Source organism: Nitrobacter sp. TKz-YC01 (genome assembly GCF_047824785.1).
Classification (GTDB): Bacteria; Pseudomonadota; Alphaproteobacteria; order Rhizobiales; family Xanthobacteraceae; genus Nitrobacter.
Map to the genome: position 1 here is coordinate 168,561 of NZ_CP181167.1, position 16,194 is coordinate 184,754.

The 16,194-nt window shown below is 61.5% G+C and carries 14 protein-coding genes; 6 read left to right on the forward strand and 8 right to left on the reverse strand.

The window, feature by feature from the left end; all coding sequences use genetic code 11:
- Nucleotides 1-2 precede the first annotated feature (2 nt).
- Nucleotides 3-1,031 carry a DNA polymerase III subunit delta gene (holA, locus tag ACMYR2_RS00805; RefSeq protein WP_347264305.1) on the forward strand — a complete coding sequence of 343 codons (1,029 nt, stop codon included), beginning with the start codon at nt 3-5 and terminating at the stop codon, nt 1,029-1,031.
- 29 nt (nt 1,032-1,060) lie between these two features.
- On the opposite strand, the gene ACMYR2_RS00810 is transcribed toward holA, so the two are convergent.
- The 5 genes from ACMYR2_RS00810 to mnmE form a co-directional block, all read right to left on the reverse strand.
- Nucleotides 1,061-1,945, reverse strand: a complete 885-nt coding sequence (locus tag ACMYR2_RS00810) for a ParB/RepB/Spo0J family partition protein (protein ID WP_347264306.1) — start codon at nt 1,943-1,945, stop codon at nt 1,061-1,063.
- A gap of 361 nt (nt 1,946-2,306) precedes the next feature.
- Nucleotides 2,307-3,164 carry a ParA family protein gene (locus tag ACMYR2_RS00815; protein WP_347264307.1) on the reverse strand — a complete coding sequence of 286 codons (858 nt, stop codon included), beginning with the start codon at nt 3,162-3,164 and terminating at the stop codon, nt 2,307-2,309.
- Nucleotides 3,161-3,874 (reverse strand): 16S rRNA (guanine(527)-N(7))-methyltransferase RsmG, encoded by a 714-nt coding sequence (gene rsmG, locus ACMYR2_RS00820; protein ID WP_416193495.1) that lies wholly within the window; start codon nt 3,872-3,874, stop codon nt 3,161-3,163. The genes ACMYR2_RS00815 and rsmG overlap by 4 nt, the downstream gene beginning before the upstream one ends.
- A gap of 249 nt (nt 3,875-4,123) precedes the next feature.
- The gene (mnmG, locus tag ACMYR2_RS00825) at nt 4,124-5,998 is read right to left on the reverse strand and encodes a tRNA uridine-5-carboxymethylaminomethyl(34) synthesis enzyme MnmG (RefSeq protein ID WP_347264308.1); all 1,875 of its coding nucleotides are present in this window, start codon (nt 5,996-5,998) and stop codon (nt 4,124-4,126) included.
- A gap of 178 nt (nt 5,999-6,176) precedes the next feature.
- The gene (mnmE, locus tag ACMYR2_RS00830) at nt 6,177-7,547 is read right to left on the reverse strand and encodes a tRNA uridine-5-carboxymethylaminomethyl(34) synthesis GTPase MnmE (protein ID WP_416193496.1); all 1,371 of its coding nucleotides are present in this window, start codon (nt 7,545-7,547) and stop codon (nt 6,177-6,179) included.
- 104 nt (nt 7,548-7,651) lie between these two features.
- On the opposite strand from mnmE, the gene ACMYR2_RS00835 reads away from it, so the two are divergent.
- A complete protein-coding gene (locus ACMYR2_RS00835) occupies nt 7,652-9,694 on the forward strand; it encodes a thioredoxin domain-containing protein (protein ID WP_416193497.1) in 2,043 nt (680 codons plus the stop codon).
- A 61-nt stretch (nt 9,695-9,755) separates the two neighbouring features.
- Here the strand turns inward: ACMYR2_RS00835 and rho are convergent, their stop codons facing one another.
- Both rho and hemJ read right to left on the reverse strand, forming a co-directional pair.
- Nucleotides 9,756-11,021, reverse strand: a complete 1,266-nt coding sequence (gene rho / locus ACMYR2_RS00840) for a transcription termination factor Rho (RefSeq protein WP_347263978.1) — start codon at nt 11,019-11,021, stop codon at nt 9,756-9,758.
- A 385-nt stretch (nt 11,022-11,406) separates the two neighbouring features.
- On the reverse strand, nt 11,407-11,829 hold the full coding sequence (hemJ, locus tag ACMYR2_RS00845; RefSeq protein WP_347263977.1) for a protoporphyrinogen oxidase HemJ: 423 nt from the start codon (nt 11,827-11,829) through the stop codon (nt 11,407-11,409).
- A 432-nt stretch (nt 11,830-12,261) separates the two neighbouring features.
- Here hemJ and ACMYR2_RS00850 point away from each other — a divergent pair, with 432 nt between their 5' ends.
- The 4 genes from ACMYR2_RS00850 to dnaQ all read left to right on the forward strand — a co-directional run bounded on the left by ACMYR2_RS00850 (nt 12,262) and on the right by dnaQ (nt 15,196).
- Nucleotides 12,262-13,104, forward strand: a complete 843-nt coding sequence (locus tag ACMYR2_RS00850) for a pyruvate, water dikinase regulatory protein (protein ID WP_347263976.1) — start codon at nt 12,262-12,264, stop codon at nt 13,102-13,104.
- A gap of 6 nt (nt 13,105-13,110) precedes the next feature.
- Nucleotides 13,111-13,719, forward strand: a complete 609-nt coding sequence (locus ACMYR2_RS00855; RefSeq protein ID WP_347263975.1) for a Maf family protein — start codon at nt 13,111-13,113, stop codon at nt 13,717-13,719.
- A 16-nt stretch (nt 13,720-13,735) separates the two neighbouring features.
- Nucleotides 13,736-14,335: a dephospho-CoA kinase gene (coaE, locus tag ACMYR2_RS00860; protein WP_347263974.1), complete on the forward strand. Its 600-nt coding sequence runs from the start codon at nt 13,736-13,738 to the stop codon at nt 14,333-14,335.
- A gap of 141 nt (nt 14,336-14,476) precedes the next feature.
- Entirely contained in the window at nt 14,477-15,196 is a 720-nt protein-coding gene (dnaQ, locus tag ACMYR2_RS00865; protein ID WP_416193498.1) for a DNA polymerase III subunit epsilon, read from the forward strand.
- A 153-nt stretch (nt 15,197-15,349) separates the two neighbouring features.
- Here dnaQ and secB read toward each other — a convergent pair whose 3' ends face one another.
- Nucleotides 15,350-15,835 carry a protein-export chaperone SecB gene (gene secB / locus ACMYR2_RS00870; RefSeq protein WP_347263972.1) on the reverse strand — a complete coding sequence of 162 codons (486 nt, stop codon included), beginning with the start codon at nt 15,833-15,835 and terminating at the stop codon, nt 15,350-15,352.
- Nucleotides 15,836-16,194: the final 359 nt, after the last annotated feature.

Here is a 16,194-nt window from a genome sequence, read left to right on the forward strand (position 1 = left end):
GAATGGTCGCGCTGCGCGGAAAGGACATCGACGGCTTTCTCGCCCGGCCCGATCCGGCCCGGCCGATCATCCTGCTCTACGGTCCCGACGCCGGCCTGGTGCGCGAACGCGCCAACGCCCTGATAAGCTCGGCCGTTGACGACACGAGCGATCCATTTTCCCTGGTGCGGCTCGACGGCGACGACCTCGCCGCCGAGCCCTCGCGTCTGGTCGATGAGGCGATGACGGTGCCGCTGTTCGGCGGCCGCCGCGCCATCCGGATCAAGGCGGGGTCACGCAGCTTTGCGAGCGGCGTCGATACGCTGGCGAATTCTACACTCCAGGATTGCCGGATCGTGATCGAGGCCGGTGAACTGAGACCGGAATCGCCGCTGCGCAAGGCCTGCGAGCGCGCCAGGAACGCGGTGGCGATTGCCTGCTATCCCGACACCGAACGCGATCTGGCGCGGCTGATCGACGAGGAGCTGCGCACCTCTGACCTGAAGATCGCGCCCGACGCCCGCGCGGCGCTGATGTCGCTGCTCGGCGGCGACCGTCAGGCCTCGCGCAACGAACTGCGCAAGATCACCCTCTATGCCCATGGACAAAGCGAGATCACGCTCCTCGACGTCATGGCCGTGGTCTCCGACGCATCCGACTTCAAGCTCGATCCCATCATCGACGCCGCCTTCGCCGGACGGCCGGCGGCGGTGGAAGCCGAGTTCGCCAAGGCCATGGTCGCCGGCACCTATCCGGGCCTCATCATCTCGGCCGCGCAGCGTTTTGTCGCCGCCCTGCACAAGGCCGCGCTGTCGATGGAAGGCGGCGCACCGGCCTCATCCGCCGCCGAGCGCGGATTTCCGCGCCTGCATTTTTCGCGCAAGGCGGCCGTGGAAACGGCGTTGAATCATTTCAGCGCCTCGCGGCTGGTTCAGGTGATGGACCAGCTCGCCGTCGCGGCGTTGCAAACCCGCAAGCATGCGGCGCTGGCGCCGGCGATCGCGCAGCGCGCCCTGATGTCGATCGCGGTGAATGCCAGAAGACGGGGGTAACTCCGCCGATCAATTGAACCAGATACGTTCTACGTCCCCTTCGAATCCAGCCTTCTCAAAATCTCGTCAAGCTGGTCGAGGTCGCGATAGCGGATCTGAACGACACCGCCGGGGTCCTTGTGGTCCACCGTGACGGCGAGACCGAGCGCGTCGCTGACGCGCTTTTCCAGCGCCAGCGTATCCGGATCCTTCTGCGGCCTGTCCGCGCGCGCCTTTTGCGGCTTGCGCTCCGGCACGCATGGCTCATGCGCGAGCGCCTCGGCCTGCCGCACGTTGAGACCTTCCGCGATGATGCGCTTCGCCGCGGTGGAAGGATCCGGCAAACCGATCAGCGCGCGCGCATGACCCGCTGACAGTTCGCCGGAGGCAATCAGCGCCCGCACATCGTCCGGCAGTTTCGTCAGCCGCATCATGTTGGCGACGTGGCTGCGGCTCTTGCCGACGATCCTCGCGATGTCGTCCTGGGTGCGTTCGAATTCATTGGCGAGCGCGTGATAGCCCTGCGCCTCTTCCATGGCGTTGAGGTTCTCGCGCTGCACGTTCTCGACGATCGCGATCTCGAGCGCGACATGATCGCTGACGTCGACCGGCACGATCGGGACTTCATGCAGCCCCGCGGATTGCGCCGCGCGCCAGCGGCGCTCGCCCGCGATGATTTCAAAGCGATCCTGCATCCCCTTCACGGGCCGCACCACGATCGGCTGGATGACGCCGTGCTGTTTGATGGAGTCCGACAATTCTCCAAGCTCGGCATCGGAGAACGTGCGCCGTGGGTTGCGCGGATTGGGATTCAAGAATTCGATCGGCACCTTTCGCTGCGCGCGCGGGCGTTCGGCCTGCGCGGCCTCGCCGCCGACGTCGCCGATCAGGCTTGCAAGGCCGCGTCCCAATCGCGAGCGCGCTTCATCGGCCATCGCCGGTTTCCTCGGATTCAACTTAACGCTCCTGACCTTGCCCTGAAGTCCGATCACTCGCGCACGATGCGGATCGTGCGGTATGGGAAAACCTGGAGCCTTTTCCGGCGAAGTGGATACCGGTTCGCCGCAAGAAAATGCGACCAGACAATAATTTCTAGAGCATGGTCCGATTCAACTTGAACGGATCATGCTCTAGAGCGGCGGCCGGTCAAATGGAATCAGCGCCGTCGCTCCAGTTAACTGATTGAGCATCGGATTTATCCCGAAACCGGTTCCCACTTTCGGGTCCGATGCTCTATGATTTTGTTTTGTCGCGTTTTCTTCACGCGAACCGGTGTCCACTTCGCTCGAAAACGCTCTAATGCGCCATGCGCAACTCGCGTTCACGCTGGATCACCTCGGTCGCAAGTTTCAGATACGCCTCGCTGCCGCTGCATTTGAGATCATAGACCAGCACCGGCTTGCCGTAGGACGGCGCTTCCGAAATACGCACGTTGCGCGGGATCATGGTGTCGTAAACCTTCGAGCCCATGAACTGGCGCACGTCGGCGACCACCTGGTTCGACAGGTTGTTGCGCGAGTCGAACATGGTGAGCACGATGCCGTGGATCGACAGGTTCGGATTGAGCGTGGAGCGCACCTGCTCGACGGTCTGCAACAGCTGCGACAGACCTTCGAGAGCGAAGAACTCGCATTGCAGCGGCACCAGGATCGCATCCGAGGCCGCCATCGCGTTGACGGTGAGAAGATTGAGCGACGGCGGACAGTCGATCAGCACATAGGTGTAGTCGGCGGCATAGGCGGCATTGCCGTTGAGCGCGGTGATCGCATCACGCAAGCGGAAGGCGCGATCCTTCGCAGCGCCAAGCTCAAGCTCCAGGCCGGAGAGGTCCATGGTCGAGGCGGCGATGTGCAGGCGCGGCACCGCGGTCGGCACCACGGCGTCGCGCAGCGGCGCTTCGCCGATCAGCACGTCATAGGTGGACACGTTGCGGTCACGCCGGTCGATGCCGAGCCCCGTGGAAGCGTTGCCCTGCGGATCGAGATCGACGATCAGCACGCGCTCGCCGATCGCGGCCAACGCCGTGCCAAGATTGATCGCGGTGGTGGTCTTGCCGACACCGCCTTTCTGATTGGCGAGCGAAATGATGCGGGGATGGCGGTCGCGCCACCGGCCCTCGTCGCCACGCTGGTCGATCTGGTCAATTACCGTCATGAACCACGCCATGCCTGCTTTGCGTCACCACCACGAGCGCGCCGCTCGATATGGTCGATCTCGACGATCCGGCCCTGGCCGCCGGTGCGGCTAGGGTGAATCCGAGGTTCGATAATCCAATATCTGGTGGCTTCCGTCAACTCAGCTTCTACATCTTGTCCCTTAAGAAACAAGGCTTTAGCGCCCTTGTTCACCAGCGGTTCCGCGAAGCCGAGCAACACTTGTAGAGGCGCCAGCGCCCGCGCGGTCACGCAATCGATCCGATCCTCCGATCTGTCCACATAATCCCCGATATCCATCGGGTGAATGACGGCTGGCGAGGCGGTGATTCGCACGGCCTCGCGGAGGAAGGCCGCTTTCTTGGCGTTGCGCTCGACCAGATCGATCCGCGCACCTTCAACGCCCGCCAGCGCGCAGGCCAGCACAACGCCGGGGAAGCCGCCGCCGCTGCCGAGATCGGCCCAGCGCTTGGCCTGCGGGGCCAATGCCAGAAGCTGAAGCGAATCGGCGATGTGGCGCGTCCAGAGTTGCGGCAACGTCGAGGGAGCCACGAGATTGGTTTTTGTCTGCCATTGCACCAGCAGATCGACATAGGCGTCCAGCCGCGCCTCGGTCTGACGCGAAACCGGGGTCAACGCCAGCGCGGCCGCCTTTTCGGTGGCCGAACATGGCGAGTGATTTTGCAGGGTCGCGGACATTGCAGCCAGCATAGACGCGTCTCTGTTTCCTGGCCAGATGTTCGGAGTTCCTCGGTTTCGGGATCGATAGGCCATTGGCCCAGAGCATTATCGCTTCTGATTGAATCAGAAGCGAAGCTCTATGATATTGGTTTGACGCGCTTTCTTCACGCGAACCGGTATCCACTTCGCTCAAAACGCTATATAGCCGTTGGCGCGGTGGGGCTACCCCTCCCCTTGCGGATGTTTCACGTGAAACATTCGACCCGATCGCGGGCCCGATCATCCCGCCGAAGCGGCTGTTTTCCGTCGGGCTTCCCGGCGCAGATAGGCCGCCAGTATCCCCAGCGCGGCCGGGGTGATTCCATCGAGGCGACCGGCCTGCCCCACGGTGCGCGGCTGAGCCTGCTCCAGCCGGCCCCTCGCTTCATTGGAGAGGCCCGGCACCGCGCCGTAGTCGATCCCGGTGAGAACCAGCCCCTCGTCACGACGGAACGCCTCGACATCAGCGGTCTGGCGCTTCAGGTAGACATCATATCTGGCGTCGATCTCCAGATGGACGGCAATCCGGGGATCGATGGCGGACAACTCCGGCCAGATCGCGGCCACCTCGCCCCAGCCGATCTCCGGATAGGACAACAATTCGAACGCGGATCGGCGATGACCGTCGCGATTGAGCGCGAGTCCGTGGCGAGCCGCCTCGTTCGGCGTCACCGACAGCGACATCGCGAGCTCTTTCGCGGCCTGCAAGGCCGCCATCTTGGTTCGGTGATAAGCCGCGCGCCCTGCCCCGACGCATCCAAGGACAATTCCCTTGTCCGTCAGCCGCTGGTCGGCGTTGTCGGCCCGCAGCGTCAGGCGATATTCGGCGCGGGAGGTGAACATCCGATAGGGCTCGGTGATCCCACGGGTCACGAGGTCATCGATCATCACGCCGAGATAACCGTCGGCGCGATCGAACACCACCGGATCGCCGCCGCCCGCGGCCAGCGCCGCGTTCAGACCCGCGACAAGGCCCTGCGCCGCCGCTTCCTCGTAACCGGTGGTGCCGTTGATCTGGCCGGCCAGGAACAGCCCCCGCATTCGCTTTGTCTGCAAGGTCGGATCGAGTTCGCGCGGATTGACATGATCGTACTCGATCGCATAACCCGGCCGGGTCATCTTCACATGCTCAAGACCGGGAATCGTCGCCAGAATGCCAAGTTGAACCTCCTCCGGCAGCGAGGTCGAAATTCCGTTGGGATAAACCGTCGGGTCGTCGAGACCTTCCGGCTCCAGAAAGATCTGATGCCCGTCGCGATCGCCGAAGCGGACCACCTTGTCCTCGATCGACGGGCAATAGCGCGGGCCCGAACTTGTGATCTGCCCGGAATAGATCGGCGAACGATGCACATTGGCCCGGATCACCTGGTGCGTCGCCGTCGTGGTGCGGGTGATGCCGCACTGAATCTGCGGCGTGACGATTCGTTCGGTCATCACCGAGAACGGTTCCGGCGGATCGTCGCCGGGCTGCATCTCGATCGCGGCCCAGTCGATGGTCGTGCCATCAAGCCGCGGCGGGGTTCCGGTCTTGAGCCGACCAAGCGTGAAGCCGATCCGCTCGAATGAGGCGGACAGCCCGAGCGCCGGCGCCTCGTCAACCCGTCCTGCCGGCCAGCTTTTCTCGCCGAGATGAATCAGGCCGCGCAGAAAGGTGCCGGTGGTGACGACGACCGCCGCGCAATTCAACTCCCGGCCGTCGATCAGGCGAACGCCCTCGATCCTGCCACCGGAGATGATCAGGTCATCCGCCTCGCCCTCGATCACCTCGAGGTTGGCGGTTTCGCGAATCGCGGCCTGCATCGCGCTGGCGTAGAGCTTGCGATCCTCCTGGGCACGCGGACCCCGCACCGCCGGACCCTTGCGGCGATTAAGCATCCGGAACTGGATGCCGGCGGCATCGGCCATGCGTGCCATCAGACCATCGAGGGCATCGACCTCCCGCACCAGATGGCCCTTGCCGAGACCGCCGATCGCGGGGTTACACGACATCGCGCCGATGGTGGCAAACCGATGGGTGACCAAACCGGTTCGCGCGCCGGTTCGCGCGGCCGCGGCTGCGGCCTCGCAGCCGGCATGCCCGCCTCCGATCACGATGACGTCGAACGTTACAGCCATAAGCCCTCTAAGTTTCCCCGCACTCTCAGGGACCCAACTTCTATCGCAGGCGTAATAGATGCGAAAGTTTGGATTCGCGAATACCAGGCGGAGTGTTTCACGTGAAACACCGCGTCACCGCTATCCTTGAGCAAGCGCCGCCATGGTTAACGTACGCTTAAGAAATGAACTGAATTCATTACTTACCGATACAGAATTCCTTAAAAACTGAATCAAGTACATCATCGATATCGACGCGGCCCAGCAGCCGTCCCATGAGATGAATTGCTATTCGCAACTCCTCGGCGACAAGTTCATCGCCCTGGCCCGCCAGCGCTTCCGCCTCTTTCAGCGACGCGGCGGCGTCCCGCAGTATGTTGCGGTGCCGCAACCGCGTGATCACGCCCGCCTCGCCGGATCCCAAGAGGGCCTCCGCGAAAGCCGTCAGCGCCGCCACCAGATCATCGACCCCGTCGCCCCGCCAGGCCGAAATACGGAACTGCGGCGTCGGCTCGCCCTGTCCGGCTTGCGTCCCGAACTGCCCCGGCTTCGCCCCATCATTCGCCGGGCTCGAAAGATCGATCTTGTTGCGTATCAGCCAGAGTGAAACATCCCCACCACGAATCGTCCGATCCGGCTCATCGCCATGATCATCCGAAAGCCACAGCACAAGGTCGGCCGATGCGGCGCGATCGCGGGCTCGCCGCACGCCCTCCTGCTCGACAGGATCGTCAGTCTCGCGAATGCCGGCGGTGTCGATGAGCGTCACCGGATAACCGTCGAGATCAAGATGTACTTCGATGATGTCACGCGTCGTTCCCGCGTGGGGCGACACGATCGCCGCTTCGCGACGGGCGAGACGATTGAGCAGCGTCGACTTCCCCGCATTCGGCGGACCGGCGATCGCGACGCTCAAGCCATCGCGCAGGCGCTCGCTTCGCACCGATGCCGAAAGGGTTTGCTCGATCTCGCGGCGAAGCCGCGCGATCTTCTCCAGCGCCGGTTTCGCCAGATCCTCCGGCACATCGTCTTCATCGGCGAAATCGATTCCGGCCTCGATCCAGGCCGAGGCATCGATCAGCTGCTTGCGCCAGCCGCGCGCGCGATCGCCGAGCAGACCCTGCAACTGGCGTAACGCCTGCCGGCGCTGCCTGTCGGTATCGGCATGAATCAGATCATCGAGGCCTTCGGCTTCCGTCAGATCGATCTTGCCGTTCTCGAAAGCCCGACGCGTAAACTCACCCGGCTCCGCGGCTCGCGCACCGTCGATCGACGACAGCGCCGCGATCAAGGCATTCAGCACCGCGCGGCTTCCGTGAATGTGAAACTCCGCGACGTCCTCGCCGGTTGCACTCGCTGGCGCGGGAAACCACAGGACGACGGCATCATCGATCTCATCACCGACGCTGTCGCGTAGCAAGACGCGCTTCGCCGTGCGTGCGACAGGAACCGCACCTGCAAGTTCACCAAGCGCGGCGCCGGCCTGCGGGCCCGACACGCGCACGACAGCGATCGCCGAGGGAGGCCGGCCCGACGACAGGGCGAAGATCGTTTGCTCTCGCGGATGCATGACTTATTGTCTTGTAGCGCTTCGGTGACCCCAACGTCAGCGTTATCGAAACAAACACGCCGTACGCTTTCCAATATCGCAGATTCGCACAAGGACGCCTCGACATGAATCATGCCGCCAAGGGCTCAGGTAAGGGCTCAAGCCGTCCTGCGAACCGTCTCGCCGAAGAAACCAGTCCCTATCTTCTGCAGCACCAGCATAATCCGGTCGACTGGTGGCCGTGGGGACCGGAGGCGCTCGCCGAAGCGCGGCGCAACAACCGCCCGATCCTGCTGTCGATCGGTTACGCCGCCTGTCACTGGTGCCATGTCATGGCGCACGAAAGCTTCGAGGACGACGACGTCGCAGCCGTGATGAACGAACTGTTCGTCTGCATCAAGGTCGATCGCGAGGAACGGCCGGATATCGATCAGATCTATATGAGCGCGCTGCATCATCTCGGCGAGCAGGGCGGCTGGCCGCTGACGATGTTTCTTTCGCCCGACGGATCGCCGTTCTGGGGCGGCACGTACTTTCCGAAGCTGCCGGACTTCGGCCGTCCGGCGTTCCCCGATGTCCTGCAATCGGTGGCGCGGGTTTTTCGCGATCAGCCCGACCAAATCGCGCGCAACCGCGACGCGCTGATCGCGCGGCTGTCCGAGCGCGCAACGTCACAAAACCCGGCCAACCTCGGCGTCGCCGACCTCAACAACGCGGCCGTCGCCATCATGCGCTCAATCGATCCGGTGAACGGCGGCCTGCGTGGCGCGCCTAAGTTTCCGCAATGCTCCGTGCTGGAATTTCTCTGGCGCGCCGGCGAACGAACCCGTGACGACCGCTTCCTTGCAGCCACCACGCTGACCCTGACACGCATGAGCCAGGGCGGCATCTACGATCATCTCGGCGGCGGCTATGCGCGCTATTCGGTCGACGACAGATGGCTGGTGCCGCACTTCGAGAAGATGCTTTACGACAACGCGCAGATCCTTGACCTGCTCGCGCTCGACTATGCGCGCAGCAAAAATCCGTTGTACCGCGAGCGCACGATCGAGACCGTCGATTGGCTGCGCCGGGAAATGCTCACAGCGGAAGGCGGCTTTGCTTCTTCGCTCGACGCGGACTCCGAAGGCGAGGAGGGCAGGTTCTATGTCTGGTCGCTGAAGGAAATCGAAGACGTGCTCGGCGCTGCCGACGCCGCCGATTTTGCCGCGCGATACGACATCACCACCAACGGTAACTTCGAACGGCGCAACATTCCCAATCGCCTCAAGAGCATCGACGTCGCCGGCGATGATGCTCACATGCGCGCGCTGCGCGAGAAACTGCTGGCGCGTGAAAGCCGGGTTCGTCCCGGACTCGATGACAAGGTTCTCGCCGACTGGAACGGCTTGATGATCGCCGCTCTCGTTCACACGGCCTGCGTTTTCGATAAGCCCGACTGGTTGCAGATCGCGCGACGAGCATACGAATTCGTTCGCACCCATATGACCCGCGACGGGCGGCTCGGTCATTCCTGGCGCAAGGACAGGCTTTTGATTCCGGCGCTCGCTTCCGACTATGCCGCGATGACGCGCGCCGCACTTGCATTGTTCGAGGTCACCGGTGACGACGCATTCCTCGAGCAAGCGCTACGCTGGCAATCCACGCTCGACACGCACTACGCCGACGCCGACCATGGCGGCTATTATCTGACGGCCGACGACGCTGAAGGACTCATCGTGCGGCCGCATTCAAGCGACGACGACGCCATCCCCAACCACGACGGCGTGATCGCACAGAACCTGGTGCGCATCGCCGTGCTGACCGGCGAGACCAAATGGCGGGACAAGATCGACGGCCTCTTTACCGCCTTGCTGCCGAGCGCGACCGGGAGGGGCTTTGGCCAGCTCTCGCTCATGAATGCGCTCGATCTTCGTCTCACCGGCGCGGAGATTGTCGTGGTCGGCGAGGACGCACAAGCCGCCACGCTGCTCGGCGCCGCGCGAAAATTGCCGCATGCGACAAGCATCGTGCTTCATGCGCCAAATGCGGATGCGCTGCCGGCTGATCATCCGGCGCGCGCAAAGTTCGCGGCTGTGACGCAAAGCGCTGCCTTCATCTGCCGCGGTCAGTCCTGCTCGCTGCCGGTGACGCAGCCTGATGCGCTCAACGGACTGGCGCAGGATTGAAACGGCCGAAGACCTGAACGCATTAGCTTGCGCGAGCGCTGCTCACCCCGATCGATGACGATCAGGTATTCATGGACTCGAAGAACTCGGAATTGTTCTTGGTGTTGCGCAGCTTGTCCAGCAGGAACTCGATCGCATCCATGGAGCCCATGGGATTGAGGATGCGCCGCAGCACATACATCTTCTTGAGCAGTTGCGGATCGGTGATGAGTTCTTCCTTGCGGGTTCCGGAGCGGGCGATGTCGATCGCTGGGAAGGTGCGCTTGTCGGCCACCTTGCGGTCGAGAATCAATTCCGAGTTGCCGGTGCCCTTGAACTCCTCAAAGATCACCTCGTCCATGCGGCTTCCGGTATCGACCAGCGCGGTGGCGATGATGGTCAGTGACCCGCCTTCCTCGATGTTGCGCGCGGCGCCGAAGAATCGCTTCGGCCGCTGCAAGGCGTTGGCATCGACGCCGCCGGTCAGCACCTTGCCGGAGGATGGCACCACGGTGTTGTAGGCGCGGCCAAGGCGCGTGATCGAATCAAGCAGGATGACCACATCGCGGCCGTGCTCGACAAGACGCTTGGCTTTCTCGATCACCATCTCGGCGACCTGAACATGACGCACCGCAGGCTCGTCGAAAGTCGAGGATACGACTTCGCCCTTCACCGAGCGCTGCATGTCGGTGACTTCCTCCGGGCGTTCGTCGATCAGAAGAACGATCAGATAGCACTCCGGATGATTGGCGGTGATGGAGTGCGCGATGTTCTGCATCAGCACGGTCTTGCCGGTGCGCGGCGGCGCCACGATCAAGGCGCGCTGGCCCTTGCCGATCGGAGCGACGATATCGATGACGCGTGCCGACAAATCCTTGCGGGTGGGATCTTCCAACTCGAGCCGAAACCGCTGATCGGGAAAAAGAGGCGTCAGGTTATCGAAGTTGACCTTGTGCTTGGATTTCTCAGGGTCTTCGAAATTGAGCGTATTGACCTTCAGCAGCGCAAAATAGCGCTCGCCCTCCTTGGGACTGCGGATGTGTCCCTCGATGGTATCTCCGGTTCGCAGGCCGAAGCGGCGAATCTGCGACGGTGAAACGTAGATATCGTCCGGACCCGGCAGATAGTTGGCATCGGGCGAGCGCAGAAAGCCGAAGCCATCCGAGAGAACCTCGACGACGCCCTCGCCGATGATGTCGGTTTCCTGAATGGCAAGCTGCTTCAGAATCGCGAACATCAGCTCCTGCTTGCGCATGGTGCTAGCATTCTCGACCCCAAGCTCCTCCGCAAACGAGACGAGTTCGGCTGGAGTCTTGGCCTTGAGGTCTTGAAGTTTCATTTCCCGCATTGGGAGAGTCCTGTGGAATGCTTGAGAAGGATGGCCAGGTGGTTTCGGGAAGATGCGGACGACGACCGAAAGGAAAGACCGCGGTCCTGCCCGTACCGGAAAAAACATCAAGCGAGGAAGGTCACCGAAAGGCTTCAAACCTGACGTGGCGGCCGGCTCGATTCAGAAACCGGAACGCGGCCACATCCGCCTGCATAGGGTGGGAATGTTCACAATATAGAAAATTGAACGCCTCCGCGCAAGGAGATGCTGGCAGACCATTTTTGACGAAAGTTTCCCGGCCTTCTAGCGTTTTCGAGCGAAGTGGAATCTGGTTCGCGTCAATAAAACGCGTCAAATCAATATCATAGAGCTTCGCTTCTGATTCAATCAGAACAATAATGCTCTAGGATGGCTTGACGATAACGAGAATGACGATGCCTATCATGAGGGCCGTCACGACCTCATTGATAATACGATAGAATTTCTGACTCATCACGTTGCGGTCGGCGGCGAAATCACGAACGCGGCGTGCGAAATAGCCGTGAACGGCGGACATCAGGATGACGAGCGCCAGCTTGCCCTGGAACCAGCCGACTGCATACCACTGCCGCTCCCACATCATATAAAGCCCGAGTCCCCAGGCTATCATCATCGCGGGATTGATGATGGCCTTGAACAGCCTCCGCTCCATGATCTTGAAGGTCTCAGACTGTTTCGAGCCGATCTCGGCATCGCAGTGATAAACAAACAGCCGCGGCAGATAGAGCATTCCCGCCATCCAGGAAATGATCGCAATCACATGAAAGGCTTTGATCCACTCGTACATCGATCGTCTCGTTCAGGGGAATTCGGCCTTGCGACCTGCAGGAGCGCTCGATACCTGCCAGAAACGGAACGATATCTGCAAGCAACTCTTTCTAAAGAAACTCTTAAAATTCTTCAGTTTGAGTCTAAGTGACGGTGAATTGAGGGAACGCAACGCCATCCCGGTTTTTTCCGCACCTTGCCCACATTGGCAGCGGAATCCAAAGCCGTCACTTTCGATTGAAAGACTGTCATAGAACCATGGACTTAACCCGCACTCGCGCGTGGGTTATCAAGAGACAAGTCCACACGATCCCGCTATTTCTGAAGACGGTTGAGAGTTTTCCCGTCGAGGAGACTTTGTGAAGAAGAATCAAGGTTATCCCGCGGCTGTCGCAGGACAGTTGAAACTGCGGCCAGGTCTCCACAATGATGCACAGGGTATGCAAGGCTGATGGCGCCCGTGACCGGCCGCGATTTTCATCTTCATCTTGTGTCTGATTCGACCGGCGAGACGCTGATCACCGTGTCACGTGCGGTGACGGCTCAGTATGCCGGCGTCACGCCCATTGAGCATGTCTACCCTTTGGTTCGCAGCCAGAAGCAACTCGACCGCGTTCTGGCGGAAATCGAGGAAGCGCCGGGAATCGTCCTGTTCACGCTGCTTGAAAAGGATCTCGCGGTCCGGCTCGAGGCCAGGTGCCAGCAGATCAACTGCCCGAGCCTTTCGATCATCGGCCCGGTCATGCAGTTGTTTCAGGCCTATCTTGGCGCTGACACCACCGGCCGCGTTGGCGCCCAGCACACGCTGAACGCGGAATATTTCAAGCGTATCGACGCGCTGAACTATACGATGATGCATGACGACGGGCAGCACGTCGAAGGCCTGGAGGAGGCGGACGTCGTTCTGGTCGGCGTATCGCGCACATCTAAAACGCCCACCTCGTTCTACCTTGCCAACCGCGGCGTCCGCACGGCAAATGTTCCGCTGGTGCCGGGCATCCCGATTCCACCTCAACTGGAATCGTTGAAGAATCCATTGGTGGTCAGTCTTCACGCAGCGCCCGAGCGCCTGATTCAGGTCAGGCAGAACCGGTTGCTGAGCATCGGATCGGGACCCGGCAATGAAAGCTATATCGATCGCCAGTCCGTTGCGGAGGAGGTGATCCATGCTCGCCGCCTGAGCGTGAAGCACGACTGGGCCCAACTGGATGTCACGCGCCGGTCGATCGAGGAGACGGCTGCGGCGATCATGAAGCTGTTCGCCGACAGGCGCCGGCAGCGGCGGCCGGATTAGACGGCAATGGCGGTATGGCGCGAATCCGAACCGTTGGTGCTGGCGTCGCAAAGCCGGGTCCGACAATTATTGCTCGCCAATGCGGGTCTGCCATTCGAGACAATGCCGGCCGCGATCGACGAGCGGTCGGTTCAGCGAAGTTCCGGCCTCACGGCCGCCGGTGAGATCGCGGCCCGCCTGGCCTGTGAAAAAGCGCGCGAGGTTTCATCGCGATCGCCCGGACGCTACGTGATCGGCGCGGATCAGACGCTCGAATGCGATGGCCATCTGTTGAACAAACCGGCCGGCCGCGCGGAGGCCGGCGCACATCTGCGAGCGCTGTCAGGTCGCACCCATGCGTTGCATGCCGGTGTCGCGATCGTGCGCGACGGTCGTCTGCTGTTTGAAAATGTCTCGGTCGCGCGCATGATGATGCGGGAACTGAGCGAGGACACGATCAGGGTGTATCTGGACGCGGCCGGCGATGCGGCCTCAGCCAGTGTCGGCGCTTATCAGCTCGAAGGGCTCGGCATCCATCTGTTCAGCCGGATCGAGGGAGATCATTTCACTATCCTGGGCTTGCCGCTATTGCCGTTGCTTGCTTATCTGCGTTCCCAAGGGTTGCTATCGCTGTGACGGCGGACGTTCGAATATGCTGGTGCTTGGGCTGACCGGCTCGATCGGAATGGGAAAATCGACCACCGCCCGACTATTTTCGGAAGCGGGAATCCCGGTTTACGACGCGGACGCGACCGTTCACGCCATTTATGAAGGAGAGGCGGCTGATTTGGTTGAGGCCGCGTTTCCAGGAACGACCGTCAACGGCAAGGTCGACCGTGAGAAATTGTCGGCAAAGGTCGTGCATGATGCCGCGGCCATGAAGCGGCTGGAGCAGATCGTACATCCTCTGCTGTTCAACTACCGGCAGGCGTTTCTCGAGCAGGCCGAGCGGTCAGGTGCTGCGGTGGCGGTGGTCGATGTGCCGCTGCTGTTCGAAACCGGCGGCGAGGGGTCTGTCGATGCGGTGGTCGTCGTCACGACGACGCCTGAGGTTCAGCGTGAGCGCATTCTGGCCCGCGGCAACATGACAAGCGAAAAGCTGAAGGCGATCCAGGCCCGGCAGCTGCCGGACGCCGAAAAGCGCAAGCGGGCGGATTTCGTAGTGGATACCTCGCACGGTCTCGACGATGTGCGCGCGCAAATCCGCGAAATTCTGGCAGCAGCTGCTAGGATGCCGCGACGGCGGTCCTGATTCGCAGGGGCGTTTCCGCTCCTTACGGAAGTACGGCTCTTATCGAAGCACGGCGGGCTCCGGCATTCTAAATTTGACGCGTTGTCTTCACGCGAACCGGATCCCACTTCGTCCGAAAACGCTGCAACCTCACGGAACTTGATGCGCGAAATCGTTCTCGATACTGAAACCACCGGCCTGGATCCGCTGCGAGGCGATCGCCTTGTCGAGATCGGCTGCGTCGAGATCTTCAACCGCATGCCGACGGGACAAACCTTCCACCGCTACATCAATCCGGAGCGTGATATGCCGCAGGAAGCATACGCGGTCCATGGCCTGTCGAGCGAATTCCTCGCCGACAAACCGCTGTTCGCGCACGTCGTCGATGAGTTTCTGGAATTTATCGCCGATGCGCCTTTGGTCATTCACAACGCATCGTTCGATATCAGCTTCATCAATGCCGAGCTTGAACGCCTCAAGAGGCAGGCGATCGGCCGCGATCGGCTGGTGGATACGCTATTGCTGGCGCGCCGGAAGCATCCCGGCGTCTCGAACCGGCTCGACGATCTGTGCTCGCGCTATGCCATCGACAACAGCCGCCGGACCAAGCATGGCGCATTGCTGGACGCCGAGCTTCTTGCGGAAGTCTATATCGATCTGATCGGTGCGCGGCAGTCGCAGTTGATCCTGGTTGAAACCGCGCCCCGCCAGCGCGGCGGATCGTTGGAACTACCAAGACGTCAGCGAACGGTGCCGCTGGCTTCACGCGTCACCGAGGCCGACCGTATCGCGCATCGGGAGTTCATCGCCACGCTCGGCGAGAAGGTGATCTGGACGGAATTTCTGGATCAGGAATCCGTGAAACCGAGAACCGGCCCATAGAGCATGGTCCGATTCAACTTGATCGGATCATGCTAGAGCTTTTTCGAGCGAAGTGGACACCGGTTCGCGTGAAGAAAACGCGTCAAATCAAAATCATAGAGCCTCGCTTCTGATTTAATCAGAAGCGAACATGCTCTAGAGAGCCGCGCTGGATCAGCTTGGTTGCTGCTGTTGTTGCGCCGCGGCCTGACGTTCCATGTTCTGTCGATACAGGCTTACGAAATCGATGGGGTCCAGCATCAATGGCGGGAATCCCCCGTCACGAACGGCCGTGGCGACGATTTCGCGGGCAAAGGGGAACAGCAGCCGCGGACACTCGATCATGACCAGCGGGTGAAGGTTCTCCTGGGGAACGTTGACGATCCGGAACACGCCCGCATAGGCCAGCTCGAAACTGAACATCAGCTTTCCGGCATGTTCAGCCTTGCCTTCGACCTTGAGCACCACCTCGAAGTCATTCTCCGCCACATTGCTGGCGCCGACATTAATCTGAACGTTGATCGAGGGAGGTTGTTGCTGAGGGGCGAGAGAGGCTGGCGAGTTGGGATTCTCGAAAGAGAAATCCTTGGTGTACTGGGCCAGCACGTTCAACTGGGGTGAAGGAGCTGTCTCGGGTGGCGTGCCGTTGCCGTTGGTCATGGATTTCTCTCCTGAAACTTCAAGCCGGCCTGCCGTGCCTGCTTGAACGGCGAAGTGCCGTATCGGGGCGAGTGGCTATCATAAGCCTGCCGCTGTCCACAAGGACGGCGTCGGTGAACCCGACCGACCGTCGGGCTCCTAGCAAGCTTCGCCTCGCCCCTGGGGTCAACCCGTTGAGGGAGCGCACTTTATCTTCGGGAATCCGAATTTCCCCTTTGACCGGAAACGCGCTATGTTCGGCCTGCTTTGCAAGTCAAAGGAGTCCTCGCTGATCCCCTCGTTATGCTAGAATGCGCCCTTGGCCGGACGGGGTTTCGTACTTAAATTAATGATGCGGCCATGCGATCCTGCCCTCATCT